This is a genomic window from Candidatus Flexicrinis affinis, from assembly GCA_016716525.1.
GTDB classification, from domain to species: Bacteria; Chloroflexota; Anaerolineae; order Aggregatilineales; family Phototrophicaceae; genus Flexicrinis; species Flexicrinis affinis.
The window spans coordinates 209,330-228,152 of the sequence record JADJWE010000001.1 but is presented as its reverse complement, the minus strand read 5'-3'; the positions used below and the strand labels follow the sequence as shown (position 1 = coordinate 228,152).

Genomic DNA, 18,823 nt, shown 5'->3' with positions numbered 1-18,823 from the left:
ATGACACGTGCACCCCGTCCGAATTTCTTTCACCACCTCCACCCGCCGACCATCCCGGCGCGGCAGTCGCGCCTGCGCTACACGCTCGGCGCCGGCGGCATCTCGATTTTTCTTGTCCTGATCCTGATCGTTACCGGCATACTGGAGATGTTCTACTACGTCCCCACGCCGGAAGGCGCGGCGCTGTCGATCCAGACCATTACGTATCATGCGCCGCTCGGTGCGTTGGTGCGCAACCTGCACTTCTGGTCGGCTCAAGTGTTGATGATCGTCATGGGGCTGCACCTCGTGCGGGTGGTGTTCACCGGCGCATACGGCGCGCCGCGGCGGTTCAACTTCGTGTTGGGCGTGCTGCTCATGGGGGTCGTGATCCTGCTCAACTTCACGGGCTATGTGCTGCGTTGGGACGAGGGCATCCAATGGGCGCTGGTGGTCGGAACCAATCTGCTCAAGACCGTGCCGGTCGCGGGCGATGCGCTGTATGGCATCGTCGCCGGCGGGTCGGAACCTGGGGCGTCTACGCTGACGCGGTTCTATGCGTGGCACCTGTTCGGGCTGGCTGTGCCCGCGATCTTCTTTATCGGTTGGCACATCTTCAGAGTGCGCCGTGACGGCGGGATCGCGGTGCCGCCGCCGGCAGCACGAACTGAGAGCCAGCGCATCTCCCGCTTCCAACTGGTCGAGCGCGAGGTGGTGGCGATGCTGATCGTCGGCGGCGGGCTGCTAGTGTTCTCGGCCCTCGTGCCCGCGCCGATCGCCCCGCCCATCACCGACATCAGCGCAAGCGCAAGCCATACCGACGCGCCGTGGTTCCTGCTTTGGATTCAGCGCTTGCTCGCCTGGGGCGACCCGTTTCTGCTGGGCGTGCTGGTGCCGTTTGCCGTATTGACACTGTTGGCAGTCTTCCCGTATATCTTGCCCAAGCCCGACGAGTCCGAGTTGGGTCGATGGTTTCCGCGCTCGAATCGCTCGGCACGTTTGATCCTAGCGCTCCTCGTTGTCGCTATTGCACTCCTGACGCTGGTGCCACAATGACACGTGGGTTTCCCCGCCTCACCGCGCTTGGCGCCGCGCTGATTCTCACCGGACTGGTGTTGGTGTGGCTATCTTCGGTAACCGGTGTTCAGGCCGTCGCGCTGACCCCGACCCTCACCGGAGAGACCGAATACTGCCTGTCGTGCCACGCCGATGTCGACGAAATCAGCGCGTCGCACCCGGTCGACACATTTGGCTGTGTGAGGTGTCACGGCGGTGAACGTCTCGCGCTGGACGCTGACCTCGCCCACAGCACGATGCGCGGCGGTCGCAATCCGTCGGCCTTGCACGTCGTGGAGCAGTCGTGCGGGGGCTCAGATTGTCACAGCGGCGATGCGGACGATCAGCGCGATCACATCCAACGGGTGATGACCAGCGTTCAGGCCACGTATGCCGGGGCCATCACGCAGATGCGCTATACCTTGGGGGCGCAGACGTCGCTCGTTGCCGAGATGGGTATCTCCGCCGTCGTTGACCATGACGGGACGACCAAGACAGGGATCACCCAACTTCATGCGTTCGACCCCACCGCCGAGGTCAATCCGTTTCTGCAACGGTTCGGTGAGAACTGTCTGACGTGTCACCTCAGCGCAGAGCCTCCTGTCGGCGCGGACTACATGCGTCTGACCGGGTGCGCGGCGTGCCATACGCCGGATATCATCGAAGGCGAAACCGTGCACCGGCTCACGACGGCGATCCCGTACACGCAGTGCAACACGTGTCACAACCGCGGCAACTACGACCTGCGGACAATGACCTTCGTCGAACGCGGTGACGACCCGCAGACTCGCCTCGAGGACTATTATCAGCCGATCGCGGAGTTCGTTCGCTGCGAGTGGACGCTTGACTGCATCGATTGCCACACGACGCGCGAGGCAATGGGAGACGGCGACATTCACACGTTCCAGTCGGACATTCAGTACGTCCGATGCGCAACGTGCCACGGCACGGCCAACGCACTGCCCCTCACCCATACGATCGTCAGCGAAGACGACGATGCGCTGCGCCTTGCGTTCCTCAATCCGGTGATGACGCTCAATGTAGGCGACACGATCTTGATGACCGAACAGGGCGAGCCGCTGTGGAATGCGCGCTGCTGGCCGATGGCACCTACGAGATGGTCGGCAAAGCCACCGGCCAAACGTTCCCGTTTCGCGCGGTGTTGGGCACGGCCTGCGAGCAGAACGAGGCCGAGCAGGAGTCGCGCTACTGTCACGAATGCCATGCCGTCGATCACTAATACTCAGCGCGTAGAGGCTTTCCGATGAGCGAAGACACTGAAGGATCCCGGCGTGATTTCCTCAAGACCGGCACACGCCTTGCCCTGTACGCCAGCGCCGTGCTAGGCGCGGGCGGGCTGCTACGTTATCTGAGCCATACGGAGAATGGGAGTACACCTTCCCGCATCGCGGTAGGCCCGGACGTAAACTTCCCGCAAGGATCGCGAACGATCGTTGTCACTGTACCTGCGCTGATTGTTCGCGACGAGAACGGGCTGCGCGCGGTCAGTCTGACGCCCGCATCTGGGCTGTACGGTCGAGGATACCGCCGACGGTTTGACCTGCCCCTGCCACGGATCGCGCTTTGATGCCGACGGTACCGTAACGCGCGGACCAGCGGTTAGCACGTTGAAGCCGCTGGGCATCGAGATTGGCGAGGACGGACTAGTGACCATCCTGCTGGACGGGTAGGAATCGCCCGATGCAGGTGTGAAAGACGACTGAGGCCGCCAGCGATGCTGGCGGCCTCTGGAGTTTGGCAGTAGTTGCAAAGAGAAAGACCTTTGGTCAAGCTTGAGTTGGGAAAAACAGGCTCACCAGAGGTCTTTCCATGTCGACTATCGCACAAAACAGCGAACTGCTCAAGCATCTGTTTGAGGTGTTACAAGCACATCGCGGCATCTTCAAGCAAGAGCGGACATATCAGCGGGTGGTCGCCCTGATGTTGGCCGAGTTGTTTGTGCTGGCGCGCCACACCATCACGCAGCTGCTGATGAGTCTAGGACAGACCGAGACGGACTGGAGCAGTTGGTATCGGGTGTTCAGTCAAAGGCGGTTCCGCTACGAGGCAGCCAGTGAGGTGATGTTTGAGCAGACGCTGAGAGCGGTGTCGGCAGAGGAGCCGTGTGGTGGCGGTGGATGGACGCAGACGCCGCGCAGCAGCCGGAAACTGGAAGGGAGCGGGTGGTTACGCAACGGCAGGCGCTGACGCACTGTGGGCGGGCACGGCAGCAGGTGCTGTGTGTGGGAGATGGCACGTATGACAACGCGGCGTTGTGGCAGCGGCTGCCCGCAGGCGTGACGCTCCTGGCCCGCAGCGCCAGAAACCGGGTGCTGCACCACCTGCCGACCCCGCGTGAGCGCGGACGCGGACGGCAACCTCAGTATGGGCCGCGGGCGGCAACGCCGCAGGCGCTGGGCGGCAACGGCGAGGGTGGCAGAAACTCACCTTGGATGTGCGTAGGCAGCGCCACTTGCAGGTCAAAGTGCAAGGTGTCGTGCTGCGTCGCGGTGCCCCCGACTGTCCGCTGTTCCTGATTGTGGTGCGCGGCAAGGCCAATGCCCGCACCCAGCGCGACCCGCTGCCGTTTCTGGTCAATGCCCAGTGCGCCGCCGATGGGTCTTGGCACCTCCCGTTTCCGCTCGCCACGCTGCTGTTCTGGGCGTGGCAACGCTGGGAGATTGAGGTGTGCCACCGCGAGCTCAAGTCCAGTTTCGGGCTGGGTAACAAGCAGTGCTTCAATCCATATGCGGCCGTCGCTTCCGTCCAGTGGTCGGCCTGGGCTTATGCCGTGCTGCTGTTGGCAGGCTACCGGACCTTGGGCTTGACCCGTGCCAGCACCGTTCCCACCCGCTGGTGGCGCGGGTCCCAACGCTGGTCGCTGACCACGCTCTGGCGAACCTACCGCGCCGCCTTCTGGCAAACGCACGTTTTTCACCCCGTGATCTCCTCGACACCGCCTAACTCGCGTGAAAAACAGCACCTCGCACGCGCTTTACGCAACGCGGTCTTTGCCGCCGCCCGATCTTGACCCGATTGTTCCACCTTTTCGGGCCCGCTTCCCACAAAATAGCCGCTGTCTACCGACAACGACTCTCTTCAAAGTGCCAAAGTCCAGTGAGGCCGCCAGCGATGCTGGCGGCCTCTCGATTTCGCGTATACGGCAGGAGCGCGGCGCTCCCGCATGTGGCCTACTCCGTGACGAGCGGAAGCTGGTTGCTGGTCCAACCGCCGATGCCACCGGCCAGGGCGCGCACGTTCTCGTAGCCGAGCAGGCGCATGGCGACCAACGCGATCGTGCTGCGATGGGTCGGGTTGTCATAGACCACGATTGCCACGGCCTTGTCCTGCGGCCATTCGGCGACGCGGGTCATCAGCTCGTTGAGCGGGATGAACAGACTGTCGGCGATGAAGCCGCCGGCGCGTTCGCTTTGCGTGCGGACGTCGATGGTGATCGGTGCCGCATCGCCCGAGAGTTCGACCTGAAGGTCGATCGGCTTGACGGTGTAGTAGCCCGCCGGGAGCGAAGACAGGAAGCCATCCACCAGCGTGAACACGGCTTCGTCGACTGCAGGCGCAGCACCGGGTTCGACGACGGTCGCTTCGGTGGATACCGCGTTGCCAGCCGATGCCCACTGGCCAAAACCACCAATCATGCTGCGGACGTTGGTGTAGCCGAGCAGATCTGGCCGACCATAGCGATCGCCGACCGATGCCCGCTGGCGCAGAAGACGACGATGTTCGCGCTTTGATCGGGCAGCAAGTCGAGATGCTGCGCGAGCTCCTCAATCCGAATGTTGATCGCACCGGTGATCGTGCCTTCGGTGTAATCGTCAGCGGAGCGCACATCGACCAGTACGAGGTCGTTCTCGGCTGCGAGCTCGGTCGCCAGATCGGCGACACGCACCGCGTTGAACGATCCGGGCAATCCTGCGACGTAGTCGGTCAGCAGCGCTTCGACGTCTGGTTCGGCCGCAGGTACACCGACAAGCGGGAACCCCGCCGCCTGCCATCCGCTTGGTATACCCCATCAGGCGCATGATGACCGTCGCGATCGAACCGCGATAGCCACTGGCGCAGTAGATGATGATGGGGGTGTCGAGGTCGGCGGGCCACTCGTCGCGGCTCATCATGAATTCATTGATCCAGATGTGCTGCGCGCCCTCGATGTAACCAGCATTCCACTCGTCCAGGCTGCGCGTGTCAAGGAGTACAGGCGCGGTGTCCGAGGTCAGCTCGACCACGGCGTTCTGCGGCGACACGAACCCGAAACCTTCTGGAAGCGTCGTCAAATACGTGTCGACCGCTTCGAAGATGACTCCGTCGATTTCAGGCGCCGTAGCCGCCTCTGGAACATAAGGCTCGAGAGTCGTCGTCAATTCGGCGCCGGCCCACGCATCGTATCCGCCGGCCAGAATCTTGACGTTGGAGTAGCCGAGAATACCGAGCGAGGTTGCGGCAAGGGTCGCGCGGGCGCCGCCCTTGCAGATGACGAGGATCGGAGCATCGAGATCGGGCAGTAAGGCGAGGTTCTGCGACAGCGTGCGGATCGGCACGTTGAACGAGTTCTCGAGGTGACCGGCTTCATATTCGGCGATTTCACGCACGTCCAGCAGCAGCGTGTCGGGATTCTCGCTGAGGAAGGTGACTGCATTTTCGACCGAGGTCACGCCGTAGCCTTGCGGCAGCATCAGGTTGTACGCCTGAAGCCGGTCGACGACGGCCTGCTCCTGTGCGACTGCTGTAAACGGCATGATGAAGACGAGTAAAGCAACAAGCAGGAAGAGATGTTTCTTCATGGTCCAAGCTCCACTACAAATGCGGTTACAACCACACGAATTGTCCTTGTGGAGCGCGATAAACGCATGTGACAAATTTCTCAAATGACGTGACGAGAGTCACGTTTCGCCACATTTGTAGGTATGCGGATATACGGGACTATGTGCGATGCGGCCGGTCCTCACGTCGACTGCTCCGGGGGTGCTTGACACCAGTCTGACAGCGCGGTATGATTTCCATATCGTGATATATCATTTCATAATATGAAACACAAGCACTCGTTTTGAGGTGCGACGTGATTGCTTCGCAGCCAAAGCACTCGATATTCTTCTTCTCTTCAGCCCGGCCGAACCGCGCCTTACGCTGACGGTCATCAGCCAACGCCTGGGCATCCCGAAGAGCACCACCCATCACCTCATCAAGACGCTCGTGAACTACGGGTTCATCGAGAAGCTGGACGACGACTCGTACGGAATCGGCAGGACGATCATCGGTCTGACGCAAAGCGCGGTCGTCAATGTCGAACTGCGCGATCGGGCGGCGCCGCTGCTGCGCCAGCTTGCCGATTCGTGCAGCGAGTCGACATACCTCACCGTGCGCGACGGATCGCACGTCCTGTACATCTACGCAATCGAATCTTCAACCCGGCTCTTGGCGCACGGCGGTCGGCGACCATGCGCCGCTCCACTGCACCTCCGTCGGCAAAGCGATCCTTGCTTTTCTGCCGGAAGCCGAGACCAGCGCCATCTACGCCGACAGCGGCACGGCCCTTAAGCCGTTCACACCGCACACGATCACCACCTTCGCCGCGCTCAGCGACGATCTCGCGGCCACCCGGGCACGGGGCTATTCGATCGACAATCAAGAGCACGAGCTTCAGACGTTTTGTATCGGGGCACCGATCTTCAACGCCTCGCGCACGGTTATCGGCGCGTGCAGCATCTCCGGGATCGATCCGCGCATCGTCGGGTCGCGTCTCGACACCGTGTCGCGCGGCGTTGTCCAGACCGCGCAGGAGATTTCGCGGCGCATGGGTTACGTTCCAGATCGCATGTCAAGAGTTCGACACAACTCGATTGGGAGGGCGTGATGCTGGTGAAGATGCCCGTGTTTGCGCGGATGAGCGATCGTCCGTTTGCCCACTGCTCAACACTCACCGACCTCGGCGAAGCCGGCCTGATGGCGATCTGGATGGGTGGCGAGTACGAGACCGCGCCGAACGTGTGCTTTCTTCGCGCCTGCCGCGCGGCGCCGACCAATGGACGCGCCCGGCGATCCTCCTCGAAGTCGCGGGACATTCGATGGGTCAGCCGGTGCTGCTGCCGCGCGAGAACGGCGAGCTCTGGCTGTTTTACAACGTCATCCTGCACGACCACTGGGAAAACGCCGTCCCCTATCTCGTCACCTCTCAGGACGGCGGAGCAACGTGGAGTCCACCGCGCCTGCTGTTCGATACCCCGGGCCTGATGCTGCGAAGCCGTGCGCACGTCATCGACGGTCGGATCATTCTGCCCGCCTACGACGAAAAGACATGGCGCTCGTGCATGATGCTGAGCGACGACAACGGTGCGACATGGCGGCTTACCGTGCCGATGGAATCGCCCCAGGGCAACATACACCCCAACGTCGTCAAGCGCCCCGACGGTAAGCTCCTGTGCTATTTGCGGACAGGGGGGCAGGGCGTGATCTGGCGCTCGGAGTCGGCTGACAACGGCGAGACGTGGTCCCCGCTCACGCCGACCCGCTTCCCGAACCCCAACTCCGGAATCGACCTGCTTCAACTTGCAAGCGGCCAATACATCCTGGCGTTCAACAACAGTGCCACGCACCGTACACCGTTGAGTGTCGCCACCACGAACGGCTCTAACGAGGAGTGGCATTGGCTGCAAGTCGTGGACGACGAATTCGCCGAGCTGTCATACCCCTCATTGGCACAAACGGATGACGGCCTCGTCCATCTGCTGTACACCTACCGCCGGCAAGCTATTCACTACGCGCGGTTCGATCTGGATTGGTTGATGCAAGGAGCCCTGTTATGAAACGTCTCAAGGTTCAGGGTGTCATCGTCCCACTGCTCACCCCTATCGCAGGTGACACGATCGATCAGGACGGATTCGCGCGGCTCATCGAGTTTGTCATCGAGCGCGGCGTTTCAGGGTTGTTCCCGCTTGGGACGACCGGCGAAGGCCCACTATTCACAGCGGAAGAACGCAAGCGGGGCGCCGAATGGGTCGTGAGGCACACCGCCGGGCGGGTGCCCGTGATTATCCACACCGGCATGATCACGACCACCGAGACCATCGACGTCACCCGTCACGCGCGCGATGTCGGCGCAGACGCCGCCGCCGTCGTACCGCCGTACTTCTACACGCTGACCGAAGAAGCGCTCTTCGACCACTTCGCGGCGGTGGCCAAAGCGGCGCCGGACTTTCCGATCTACCTCTATAACAACCCCGGCGTGACACCGAACGCGCTGTCGACCAAGTTGGTCGTTCAGCTTGCCGAATCGTTCGAGAACATCATCGGCCTCAAGGACAGCGGCGGCGGCTTGGCCACGCTCTTCAGAAGCCGCGAACTGCACGGCGGTGCGTTCAACACCGCGAGCGGCCCCGACGGGTTGATCCTCGCTGCACAGGCAATCGGCGTCGACGCCTGTGTCTCCGGCAATGCCAACGTCGCGCCCGAATTGGTGGTCGGTATCGTGAATGCCGCCAAGGCCGGCGACTATGACAGGGCCCGCACACTGCAAGCACGACTGGATCAAGTGCGGGCAATTCTCGCGGACGGCGCCGACTTGTCGCTCTATAAAGCGATGTGCGCCAAACGCGGCGTCCCGATTGGAGATGTACGCGCACCGCTCCGGAAGGCCACGGCCGAGCGGATCGACGCGTGTTGGGAGCAGTTCAACGACATACTCTCGCTCCCCATCTAGCTATTGTTTTGACGGAATACTCGAGGAGGTGAAACGATTAAAGTCTCGACGCAAACGCGCGGTACCAAGATGACATTAGCTAAGTTCTGGAGGAACCATCATGCGTAAACTCACCGTATCGCTCCTTCTGATTGTTCTACTCGCCCTGTTCGGTGTCGCCGCGGCGCAAGACGACGTGGTGACGTTGGAATTCTGGGGCGGTTGGACAGGCCCGGACGGCGCGATCATGCAGCAGTTGGTCGACCAATACAACGCGGAGAATCCCGGCGTACAGGTCAACCTGACCGTGCAGCAGTGGTCGCCGCTGTTCGACGCGTTCATCGCCGCGGCCAGCGCCGGCACCTCGCCTGACATCATGGCGATGCACCCGCAGGAAACCGCCATGTTCATCAACCTCGGCCTGATCGAGCCGGTCGAGGAGATCGTCGCGGCGTCCGCAGTGTATCAGGAAGACGCGTATGTGCAGAAGGCGTGGGACCTGCAGTTCTACGAGGGCACGATGTACGCGCTCCCGTTTGACCTCGGTGTCCACGGTCTGTACTACAACGTCGATATGTTCGAAGAAGCGGGCATCGAAGCCGCGCCGACCAACGCCGAAGAGTTCCTCGAAGCGGCGCGTCTGCTGACGGTCGATGCCAACGGCCTGCACCCGGGTGACGAGGGCTTCGACCCCGCCAACATCGTGCGCTACGCCATCAACATGCACACCAATCACCACGCGTTCTATCAGTGGTACGCGCTGTACAGCCAGCTCGGCGGCCAGCTCTTCAGCGAGGACGGCATGTCCTGCGCGATGGACCTCGATAAGGCTGCTCAGGCATGGCAGTGGCTGCAAGATCTGGTGTACGTGCACTATGCGGCACCGCAGGGCCAGACCGACTACGCCCGCGACTTCATCACCGGCCGCACGGCCATGCTGGTCGACGGCCCGTGGCAGATCCCGGCGATGATCACGGCAGAAGCCGACGGCCTGAACTGGGCTACCGCCGCCTGCCCGACCATCTTCGATCAGCCCGCGGTGTGGGGCAGCGGTCACGACTTTACGTTCCCGACCTACGCCGACCCCGAGAAGCGCGACGAAGCGATCGCGTTCATCGAGTGGCTGGGTGCCAACTCGTTCGATTGGCTGGCCTCCGGTCAGCTGCCGATCCGCAACGACATCATCGAGTCTGAAGAGTTCGCCGAACTCAAGGGCCGCCAGTCGTTCGTGGACATGCTGCCGAACCAAGTCCTGCTGCCGAACATCCCCAAGTTCTCCGAGATCTTTGCGTCCAACGCCCCGACCCCGATGATGGTCATGGGCCAGCGCATCATCCTCGAGAACGCCGATGTCGCAACCGAGGTCGGGAACGCCTGCAACCTCATCACGGCGATCCTCTCGGTACCGTAACGCTGTAACCCGCCACGTGATCCGGTGCGGCGCGGGCATCGCCGCACCGGATCACACGTTCACGCCAAGAGTTGAGGGAAGCCGCCATGCGAATCACGCCTAGCGCAGCGCACCGGGGGGATCCGGCCGTCGCATTGGCAAACAGGGCGCTCACACGCGCCTCTTTTACGCCTTACCTATTCATCCTGCCTTATATCGTTTTCTTCGTGCTGTTCCGGCTTGGACCGTCTCTGGCCGGGCTGGGAATCTCGTTTACGAACTGGCAGGCCGTCCGCCCGCCGCAGTTCATCGGATTTGCCAACTTCTCGGCGATGACACGCGATCCGCTGTTTAGCGCCGCGTTCAGCAATACGGTGTTCTTCGTGGTCGTCACCGTGCCTTCGCTGATCATCCTGAGTCTGGCCCTCGCGCTGTTCTTGAATCAGTCGCGCCGGGGCCGGACGATCGGCCGTGTCGCGGTGTTTATGCCGTTCGTCATCATGTCGACCGTCGTCGGCGTGCTGTGGACGTGGATCCTCGACAAAGACTTTGGCCTGATGAACGCCTACCTCAACGTGTTCGGCATCCAGGACGTGCCGTGGCTCGTGAGCGAAGGCACGGCCATGTACGGCGTCATCCTGACGACCGTGTGGTGGACGGTCGGATACAACATGGTGCTCTTCCTCGCCGGCCTTCAGGACATCCCGGCCGAGTTGTATGAGGCGGCGCGTATCGACGGGGCGCGGTCGTGGGGCGTATTCCGGTTCGTCACGCTGCCGATGCTTGCGCCGACCACCTTCCTCGTGCTCATGCTCACAGTGATCAACTCGTTTCAGGTCTTCGACCAAACCTATGTGATGACTGGTGGCGGTCCGGGCACGTCGACGCTAACGCTCGTACAGTACATCTATACGACATCGTTCCAGTTCCAGAAATTCGGCTACGGGTCGGCTATCGCGCTGATTCTTTTCGGACTGCTGGTACTGGTCGCGTTCTTCCAAATCCGGGCGCATCGGCGCGGCATCGAGGGGGTCGAATAGCGATGAACAAGACCATGTCGCGTGTTGTGTGGTACATCATTCTCGTCGTCATCGTCGTGCTGGCGCTGGGTCCGGTCGTGTGGATGGTCGCCACATCGCTGAAGCCTGAGAGCGAGATCATCACGACCGAGATTCGCTGGCTGCCGCAAAACGGGACGTTCGAACACTTCGGCGCGATCTTCGAAGCGCATCCCATGACACAGTGGCTGTTTAACAGCCTGTTTACCGCCACCGCGGCGACGATCCTCGTGCTGGTGCTCGACTCGCTGGCGGGTTATGCCTTTGCGCGCCTGCGTTTCCGCGGACGTGGGATCCTCTTCCTGATCGTGTTGTCGATGCTGTTCGTCCCGATTCAAATCACGATCATTCCACTGTTCATCCTGTTTTCGAGGCTTGGCCTGACCGATACCTACTGGGCGCTGATCCTACCCGTGGGCGCGAACGTGACCGGCGTGTTCCTGATGCGCCAGTTCTTCCTGAGCATTCCGGCCGAGCTCGAAGAAGCGGCGCGCGTCGATGGCGCATCGACACTCCGCATTCTGATTTCCATCGTGCTTCCGCTGGCCCGCCCGGCGCTGACTGCTGTCGCCATCATTACGTTCCTATCGACATGGAACAGCTTCCTGTGGCCATTGATCGTCACCCGCAGCGACAGCGTGCGGACGCTGCCGGTCGGCATCGCGCAGTTCCTCAGCTTGCGGCCCGGTCTGGTGCAGGGGCAAATGAGCATCGGCCAGTCGATGGCTGGCGCGGTCGTCGCGGCCCTGCCGCCGATCGTGGTGTTCGTCGTCCTGCAGCGCTACTTCATCGAAGGCATTTCGCGCACCGGCCTGAAGGGATAGCCGCAATGCGAAGCTCGGTCGCGTCCATGCGCGGGATCGTCACGGTGCTCAATACGCCGTTTGCCGCAGACGATACCGTCGACCTTGAGGCGCTCCGGCGCAACGTCGAGATCGCGCTGGAGGCCGGTGTGGCGGGCTTTCTGGTGCCTGCGATGGCCGCCGAAGTTGGCAAGCTGACCGCTGACGAGCGGCTTGCGATGGTGCGTGCAACGATCGACGCTGTAAACGGACGCGTGCCGGTTATCGGGGGCGCTTCGGCCCCGGACGCGACATCTCGCGAAAGCGCGGCGCGCGCGCTTATCGACGCGGGCTGTTCCGGCGTGCTGGCCAGCCTCCCGTATGTCGACGACGCTGACTACGAACGCCACGTCCGCGCGCTTGCCGATATGCGGCCCGGGTTTCTCATGCTGCAAGATTGGGACTTCAACGGCTATGGCCTGCCGGTTCCACTCATCGTGCGGCTGTTCGAGACGATCGAAGCGTTCGCGGCCATCAAGATCGAAGTCGTTCCGGCGGGGGTCAAGTACTCGGAGGTCCTCGCAGCGACCGGGGGCGAGCTGCATGTCTCCGGCGGGTGGGCCGTCATGCAGATGATCGAGGCCTTCGACCGCGGCGTGCATGCTGTGATGCCGACCGCTATGCACGGCATCTACACCGACATCTATCGCCGTTACGCATCCGGCGACCGGCAGAGCGCGAAGGAGCTGTTCAATCGCCTGCTGCCAGTGTTGGCGTTCTCGAACCAGCACCTCGACATCTCGATCCGCTTCTTCAAACGTCTGCTGTGGCGGCAGGGCGTGTACCCGACGGATCGCGTCAGGCCGCCGATACTGCCGTTCGATGCGACCCACGCACAGATTGCCGACGAACTCATCGATCTTGTGAACGAGCTGACACCATGAACGATCAACACGGCCTGACCGGAAAGACCGTCCTGATAACCGGCGCATCGCGCGGGATCGGCCGCGCATGCGCGGTGGCGTTTGCCGAGCGTGGGGCGCGGGTCGCCGTGCATTACGGGTCGAACCACGCCGCGGCCGACCACACGCTCGGCCTGCTCGCGGGCGAGGGTCATAGGACCGTGCAAGCGGACATCGCCGACGCGGACGCCGTGCATGCCATGGTCGAACAGGTCGCGGCCGAGTTCGGCACCATTGACGTGCTGGTGAACAACGCAGGGATCTTCGAGGAGCATCCGCTGCCCCAGATTGACTATGCCGGGTGGCAGGCCGCTTGGTCGCGAATCCTGTCGACCAACTTGCTTGGCGCGGCGAACGCGACCTACTGCGCGGCGCAGCACATGACCGCGCAAGGGAGCGGGCGCATCATCACGATCTCGTCGCGGACGGCGTTTCGTGGCAAGCCAGAAGCCCCCGGCTATGCCGCGAGCAAGGCCGCGCTCAACGCGATGAGTCAGTCGCTGTCGGTCGCGCTCGCCCCGCACGGTGTCTACGTATACGTGATCGCCCCGGGAGTCGTGGACACCGACATGGCCGCCAATGACAAAGAGTCCCCGGCATGGGCCGCCATCGAACGGCAAAGCCCGCTTGGCCGCGTGTGTCAGCCGGACGAAGTAGCGCGAACCGCTGTATTTCTGGCATCGCCCGGGGCCGAATACCTGACCGGCGGCATCATCGACCTGTTCGGCGCGGCCTACCTTCGCACGTAGGTCCGCTCGTTCCTCTTCTTGCCTCATCGTGCTTCGATTCACTGCGTCGTCAGCGTGCTATTGTCACCTGTGAAGGATCACACGAAATCCGACTATTGGGGTTACTTTGCCTGCTGACCCGTTCGTTACGCTCAGGGAGAAAAGAGTTCTGCAAGACAGACCTGTGTGCAAGCGTTCCCTTTACTGCAATCGACTTTCAATAAGGGACAGTTGGTTCGGAATTGTGCCCCGCGTTTCTTGACTCGGAAATGAGAATGGGATAAAGTATGCGAACGTTCACATTGCACGTGTGACGTTTAGTGCCAAATCCGTTGCTACGGAAGGAGATTTCGAAATGCGATTTGCCAAGTTGACTATCGTTGTTATGCTCCTGCTCGCACTCTGTGTCCCGCTTGTAACGGCGCAGGGCAGCGGCGAAGGTCTCACCATCGGGTTCTCGCAGATTGGTTCGGAAAGCGCGTGGCGCACCGCCTTCACTGAAGCCGTCAAGGCCGAAGCCGAAGCGCGTGGCATCAATCTGCTCTTCTCTGATGCGCAGCAAAGCCAGGAAAACCAGATCGCGGCGATCCGGGCGTGGTTGGCGCAGGGTGATGTCGACGCCATCGTATTGGCCCCCGTGATCGAAAGCGGCTGGGACGATGTGCTGCAGGAAGCCGCCGATTCTGGCGTACCCGTGATCATTGTTGACCGCAACGTCGATTCCGATCCATCGCTGTTCGTAACCCGCGTCTCCTCTGACTTCGTGCATGAGGGCCGTTTGGCCGCCGTGTGGCTGGCTCAGGCGACATCGGGCAACTGCAACATTGTCGAACTGTACGGGACCGTCGGTTCGGCCGCCGCTGAGGATCGTCACACCGGCTTCATGCAGGTGATCGATCTGTTCGCCAATATGAACATCATCCATTCGGAGACCGGCAACTTCGTCCGCACCGAAGGCAAGGCGGTCATGGAGAGCATCCTGAGCTCTGAAGACCCCGCCAACATCTGCGCTGTGTTCGCGCACAACGACGACATGGCGATCGGCGCGATCGAAGCCATCAAGGAAGCCGGTCTGGTCCCCGCGCAGGACATCCTGATCGTGTCGGTCGATGCCATTCCTGACATCTTCGACTCGCTGGACGCTGGCGAAACCAATGCGACGGTCGAGCTCAGCCCGTTCATGGGCGGCCCGGCGTTCGATGCCGTGGTTGCGCACCTTGCCGGCGAAGAACTGCCCAAGTGGATTCCGGTCGGTGGCGGTCTGTACACCTCGCGTGCAGCCTACGACGCTGACCATCAGTAAGCGGTAGACCTTCCGGGAGGGGGCGAGTTCGGCTCTTTGGGCCAGATTTGCCCCCTCCCGATCCAAAATAGTAGAAATAGTGACTGCTGACGGCCATACGTCACAGTCGAAGAGTTTGGCGGGGATCTCGATGATGAGCGCTGTTGATCAAAATGCAAAGCCGTTATTGGAAGCCAAAGGACTTACAAAGACTTTTCCCTCGACTGTCGCGCTATCGGATGTCGATTTTACACTTTACGGTGGGGACGTCCACGTCCTTGTCGGGGAGAACGGAGCGGGCAAATCCACGCTGATCAAGCTCATCACCGGCGTGTACCGCAAGGACTCTGGAACCATTCACCTCGATGGTTTTGAGATCGACCCGCACAGCCCGCGCCACGCTCAAGAGCTCGGCATCAGCACCGTCTATCAAGAGATCAACCTAATTCCGACCCTGTCGGTTGCCGAAAACATCTTCCTTGGCCGCCAGCCCATGCGCTTCGGCATGATCAACATGGGCGCGGCGAACCGGCAGGCGAAGCAACTGCTGAAGGACTTCGGTATCGAAATTGACGTGACGCGCAACTTGTCGTCGTTTTCAGTGGCCATCCAGCAAATTGTCGCCATCGTGCGCGGCGTCAGCCTGTCCGCCAAGGTCCTCATCCTTGACGAGCCGACATCGAGCCTCGACCGTCCGGAAGTGGAAATGTTGTTCTCGGTGATCCGGTCACTCAAGGCGCGCGGCATCGGCATCATCCTGATTACCCACTTTCTCGATCAGGTCTACGAGATCGCGGACCGCATTACCGTGCTTCGCAACGGCCATAAGGTCGGCGAACATCGCGTATCCGAACTCTCGAAAGTGCAGCTTATCACCGAGATGCTCGGCAAAGAGCTTCAAGACGTACTCGGAGACGAGGCCGCAGAAGGCGAGACCAACCATCAGCAACACGACACGTTCATAAAGGTTCAAGGCTATGGCCGGCAGGGCATGATCGAACCTTTTGACCTCGAGATTCGGCGCGGCGAAATTGTCGGCCTCGCCGGGTTGCTGGGCTCGGGGCGCACCGAAATTGCCCATCTGATTTTCGGGATCGAACAAAACGACAAGGGCGAAGCGTTCGTCAAAGGCGAGCGTGTCAAGCTTTCTTCGCCCCGCGCGGCGATTCAACACGGATTCGGTTTGTGCCCGGAAGACCGGAAGGTCGAAGGAATTATCGGCGACCTGAGCGTGCGCGAGAACATCATTCTTGCCCTGCAGGCGAAGATGGGGTGGTTCAACTATCTTTCGCGCCAGAAACAGGACGCGCTCGCCGACGAGATGATCAAGGCGCTCAATATCGTCACCCCCAACGCCGATAAGCCGGTGAAGGAGCTGTCCGGCGGCAATCAGCAGAAGGTGATTCTGGCGCGCTGGCTCGTCTCAAATCCCGACCTGCTGATCCTCGACGAGCCGACACGAGGTATCGATGTCGGGGCGCACGCCGAAATCATTCAGATCATTAAGCGGCTCGCCAAAGACGGCAAGGCGCTGCTCATCATTTCGTCCGAGTTGGCCGAGGTCGTCGACTACAGCGACCGGGTCGCTGTCCTACGCGATCGCAAGAAGCTGCGCGAGCTGGAAGGCGACGAGATCGACGAGAATACGATCATGCGCGCGATCGCCACAAGCTGATGGCCCGGCAGGAACGGTTTCAAGACGTCAACAGTAGCGGAAGAGGAACGAATGTCTTCTGAAGAGAGAGAGGCGGCCCTCGACACGCCGAGGCCGGGCATTCTGAAAAAACTAGTGGGCTTGAGGGGCGATTCGCGCTTGCTGTGGACTGCGCTTGCCCTGTTCGTCATTCTATTTGTCGATCGCCTCATTTCACCCACCTTTTTTGATATTCGCATGGTGAACGACCGGTTGGTCGGCAGTTTGATCAACATTCTGGACAACTCGGCCCCGTATGCCCTGCTGGCGATCGGCATGACGTTGGTCATCGCGACGAAGGGTATCGACCTGTCGGTCGGCGCGGTGATGGCCATCTGCGCGGCGGTGGCCGTCGTGCTGATCAAGAATTACGAGGCGGGCGCGACCGAGATCTACTACCAACCGGGCGTCGTCATCCTGATCACGATTGCCATTGGGGCGATCTGCGGCCTCTGGAACGGAATCCTCATCGCGTTTCTGGACCTCCAGCCCATCATCGCGACGCTGATCTTGATGGTCGCTGGCCGTGGCGTCGCACAGATGATCACTGGCGGACAATCGCCGACGTTCACCAACGAGTCGCTGGCATTTGTCGGGCGCGGCGTGGTCGGGGGCGTCCCCTTCCCGATCTTCATCGCAATCGGCGTACTCATCATCGCGATCCTTGTCGTGCGGCGTACCGCGCTGGGCTTGCTAATCGAGTCGGTCGGCATCAATGACCGCGCCAGCTACTACGCGGGGATCCAAGCCCGAGCGATCAAGCTGTTTGTCTACATGGTATCGGGCATGTGCGCGGCGGTCGCCGGGATGATTGTCGCCGGCGAGGTCAAGTCCGCAGATCCGCACACAGCCGGCCTATTCTCCGGATTGGACGCCATTCTCGCCGTCGTGATCGGTGGCACGGCACTCTCCGGAGGCCGCTTCAACCTCGTACTCAGCGTGATGGGTGTACTGATCATCCAGAGTCTGTTGGCCGGACTGTACGTCAGCACCCTGCACCCAACGACCAATCTGGTCGTAAAGGCCGTCGTCGTTCTTGCCGTCCTGCTGCTGCAGTCGCCTGAGTTCCGCCGGTTCATTACACAACCATTCAGGAGGGCCGCATGAGATCGCGATTTCTTCCGCTCTTGATGACGTTTCTCGTATTTGCGGCGCTGTACCTGATCGCATATTCACGCTTTTCGAGTTTCGGTTCGATGCGCGTGATCGGGAACCTGCTTCGAGACAACGCGTACTGGGGTATCGCTGCCGTAGGCATGACGTTCGTCATTATCTCCGGCGGCATCGACCTGTCGGTCGGGTCTTTGATTGCGTTCACCGGGGTATTCTGCGCCTTGATGATCGACCGCAACGGATGGCACCCACTGGCGGCGTTCGCCGTCATGCTGCTGATCGGCACGTCATTTGGCGCCATCATGGGTGTCTTCATCCACTACTTCAAAATACCCGCGTTCATCGCAACGTTATCTGGCCTGTTCCTCGCCCGCGGCATGGCCTACGTGCTGTCGACCGATTCGATTCGCATCGACCATCCGTTTTACGAGCAGGTCTCCGACCTCGTGTACATCTTTCCCGACCGTGGTCGGTTCACATTTGCTGCGGGCGCGTTCTTGGTGGTGTTAGTCGGTGGTATTCTGCTGGCCCACTTCACCCGCTTCGGGCGCAATGTGTATGCCCTCGGCGGCAACCCGGACGCGGCACATCTGTTGGGCGTACCGGTTGCTCGCACAACTGTCGGTGTGTATGCCCTGAGCAGCTTCCTGACGACACTCGCCGGCATCGTGTTGTCGCTTTCGAAACACTCTGGAGACTCTACCATCGCCGTCGGGCTCGAGTTGGACGTCATTGCGGCCGTGGTCATCGGCGGTACACTGCTAACCGGCGGGGTCGGATATGTCATCGGCACCTTCATCGCAGTGATGCCGTTGGGAACGATACAGACGTATCTCACCCTCGATGGCTCGCTGACGCCGTGGTGGATCAAGATTGTGGTTGGCGTTTTGCTGTTTGCCTTTGTAGGATTACAGAAGCTGTTAAGCAGTCGCCATGCGATCTTCGGATTGGGACGACGATCCGCGGCAGCGTCACCCTAGCACGATTTCGCTTGCAACGTGTCCAGCTCTACGCGCTCGAGGGCTCGCCAATTGGCTCCCGTCTATTGAGTGGTGTGCATCAGCACCGTGACCCATATTAAGCGTGGGTC

The 18,823-nt window shown here is 61.3% G+C and carries 22 protein-coding genes; 18 read left to right on the top strand and 4 right to left on the bottom strand.

The window, feature by feature from the left end; genetic code table 11:
* The 6 genes from IPM16_00885 to IPM16_00860 all read left to right on the top strand — a co-directional run bounded on the left by IPM16_00885 (window position 1) and on the right by IPM16_00860 (window position 4,066).
* The gene (locus IPM16_00885; protein ID MBK9121664.1) at window positions 1–1,035 is read left to right on the top strand and encodes a cytochrome b N-terminal domain-containing protein; all 1,035 of its coding nucleotides are present in this window, start codon (window positions 1–3) and stop codon (window positions 1,033–1,035) included.
* Window positions 1,032–2,303: a hypothetical protein gene (locus tag IPM16_00880; protein MBK9121663.1), complete on the top strand. Its 1,272-nt coding sequence runs from the start codon at window positions 1,032–1,034 to the stop codon at window positions 2,301–2,303. The genes IPM16_00885 and IPM16_00880 overlap by 4 nt, the downstream gene beginning before the upstream one ends.
* A complete protein-coding gene (locus IPM16_00875; protein MBK9121662.1) occupies window positions 2,300–2,623 on the top strand; it encodes a hypothetical protein in 324 nt (107 codons plus the stop codon). Before IPM16_00880 ends, IPM16_00875 begins: the two co-directional genes overlap by 4 nt.
* Window positions 2,559–2,726: a Rieske 2Fe-2S domain-containing protein gene (locus IPM16_00870; GenBank protein ID MBK9121661.1), complete on the top strand. Its 168-nt coding sequence runs from the start codon at window positions 2,559–2,561 to the stop codon at window positions 2,724–2,726. Before IPM16_00875 ends, IPM16_00870 begins: the two co-directional genes overlap by 65 nt.
* A 139-nt stretch (window positions 2,727–2,865) precedes the next feature.
* Complete coding sequence (locus IPM16_00865) at window positions 2,866–3,243, top strand: hypothetical protein (protein MBK9121660.1); 378 nt, start codon at window positions 2,866–2,868, stop codon at window positions 3,241–3,243.
* Window positions 3,244–3,508: 265 nt separating this feature from the next.
* Window positions 3,509–4,066, top strand: coding sequence for a hypothetical protein (locus IPM16_00860; protein MBK9121659.1), 558 nt, complete (start codon window positions 3,509–3,511; stop codon window positions 4,064–4,066).
* Window positions 4,067–4,226: 160 nt separating this feature from the next.
* Here IPM16_00860 and IPM16_00855 read toward each other — a convergent pair whose 3' ends face one another.
* Genes IPM16_00855 through IPM16_00845 form a run of 3 tightly spaced genes read right to left on the bottom strand, consistent with a single transcriptional unit; the run spans window position 4,227 to window position 5,834 of the window.
* Window positions 4,227–4,691 (bottom strand): hypothetical protein, encoded by a 465-nt coding sequence (locus IPM16_00855; GenBank protein MBK9121658.1) that lies wholly within the window; start codon window positions 4,689–4,691, stop codon window positions 4,227–4,229.
* The gene (locus IPM16_00850) at window positions 4,688–4,942 is read right to left on the bottom strand and encodes a rhodanese-like domain-containing protein (GenBank protein ID MBK9121657.1); all 255 of its coding nucleotides are present in this window, start codon (window positions 4,940–4,942) and stop codon (window positions 4,688–4,690) included. Before IPM16_00850 ends, IPM16_00855 begins: the two co-directional genes overlap by 4 nt.
* Window positions 4,869–5,834, bottom strand: coding sequence for a hypothetical protein (locus tag IPM16_00845; protein ID MBK9121656.1), 966 nt, complete (start codon window positions 5,832–5,834; stop codon window positions 4,869–4,871). The genes IPM16_00850 and IPM16_00845 overlap by 74 nt, the downstream gene beginning before the upstream one ends.
* A gap of 268 nt (window positions 5,835–6,102) precedes the next feature.
* Between IPM16_00845 and IPM16_00840 the strand changes: the two genes are divergently transcribed.
* Window positions 6,103–6,588 carry a helix-turn-helix domain-containing protein gene (locus tag IPM16_00840; protein MBK9121655.1) on the top strand — a complete coding sequence of 162 codons (486 nt, stop codon included), beginning with the start codon at window positions 6,103–6,105 and terminating at the stop codon, window positions 6,586–6,588.
* A 102-nt stretch (window positions 6,589–6,690) separates the two neighbouring features.
* Here IPM16_00840 and IPM16_00835 read toward each other — a convergent pair whose 3' ends face one another.
* Window positions 6,691–6,846: a hypothetical protein gene (locus IPM16_00835; GenBank protein MBK9121654.1), complete on the bottom strand. Its 156-nt coding sequence runs from the start codon at window positions 6,844–6,846 to the stop codon at window positions 6,691–6,693.
* Window positions 6,847–7,037: 191 nt separating this feature from the next.
* Here IPM16_00835 and IPM16_00830 point away from each other — a divergent pair, with 191 nt between their 5' ends.
* From IPM16_00830 to yjfF, 11 genes are all read left to right on the top strand, one after another.
* Window positions 7,038–7,853 (top strand): exo-alpha-sialidase, encoded by an 816-nt coding sequence (locus tag IPM16_00830; protein ID MBK9121653.1) that lies wholly within the window; start codon window positions 7,038–7,040, stop codon window positions 7,851–7,853.
* A complete protein-coding gene (locus IPM16_00825) occupies window positions 7,850–8,746 on the top strand; it encodes a dihydrodipicolinate synthase family protein (protein MBK9121652.1) in 897 nt (298 codons plus the stop codon). The genes IPM16_00830 and IPM16_00825 overlap by 4 nt, the downstream gene beginning before the upstream one ends.
* 100 nt (window positions 8,747–8,846) lie before the next feature.
* Window positions 8,847–10,136, top strand: a complete 1,290-nt coding sequence (locus IPM16_00820) for an ABC transporter substrate-binding protein (GenBank protein MBK9121651.1) — start codon at window positions 8,847–8,849, stop codon at window positions 10,134–10,136.
* 86 nt (window positions 10,137–10,222) lie between these two features.
* Window positions 10,223–11,155 (top strand): sugar ABC transporter permease, encoded by a 933-nt coding sequence (locus IPM16_00815; GenBank protein ID MBK9121650.1) that lies wholly within the window; start codon window positions 10,223–10,225, stop codon window positions 11,153–11,155.
* Window positions 11,156–11,157: 2 nt separating this feature from the next.
* Window positions 11,158–11,997: a carbohydrate ABC transporter permease gene (locus IPM16_00810; protein ID MBK9121649.1), complete on the top strand. Its 840-nt coding sequence runs from the start codon at window positions 11,158–11,160 to the stop codon at window positions 11,995–11,997.
* Between the two features lie 26 nt (window positions 11,998–12,023).
* A complete protein-coding gene (locus tag IPM16_00805) occupies window positions 12,024–12,899 on the top strand; it encodes a dihydrodipicolinate synthase family protein (protein ID MBK9121648.1) in 876 nt (291 codons plus the stop codon).
* Window positions 12,896–13,666, top strand: a complete 771-nt coding sequence (locus IPM16_00800; protein ID MBK9121647.1) for an SDR family oxidoreductase — start codon at window positions 12,896–12,898, stop codon at window positions 13,664–13,666. Before IPM16_00805 ends, IPM16_00800 begins: the two co-directional genes overlap by 4 nt.
* Window positions 13,667–14,030: 364 nt before the next feature.
* The gene (locus IPM16_00795) at window positions 14,031–14,948 is read left to right on the top strand and encodes an ABC transporter substrate-binding protein (GenBank protein MBK9121646.1); all 918 of its coding nucleotides are present in this window, start codon (window positions 14,031–14,033) and stop codon (window positions 14,946–14,948) included.
* Window positions 14,949–15,081: 133 nt separating this feature from the next.
* Window positions 15,082–16,602, top strand: coding sequence for a sugar ABC transporter ATP-binding protein (locus IPM16_00790; GenBank protein MBK9121645.1), 1,521 nt, complete (start codon window positions 15,082–15,084; stop codon window positions 16,600–16,602).
* Window positions 16,603–16,704: 102 nt separating this feature from the next.
* Window positions 16,705–17,727 carry an ABC transporter permease gene (locus tag IPM16_00785; protein MBK9121644.1) on the top strand — a complete coding sequence of 341 codons (1,023 nt, stop codon included), beginning with the start codon at window positions 16,705–16,707 and terminating at the stop codon, window positions 17,725–17,727.
* A complete protein-coding gene (gene yjfF / locus IPM16_00780; protein MBK9121643.1) occupies window positions 17,724–18,713 on the top strand; it encodes a sugar ABC transporter permease YjfF in 990 nt (329 codons plus the stop codon). The genes IPM16_00785 and yjfF overlap by 4 nt, the downstream gene beginning before the upstream one ends.
* Window positions 18,714–18,823 lie beyond the last annotated feature (110 nt).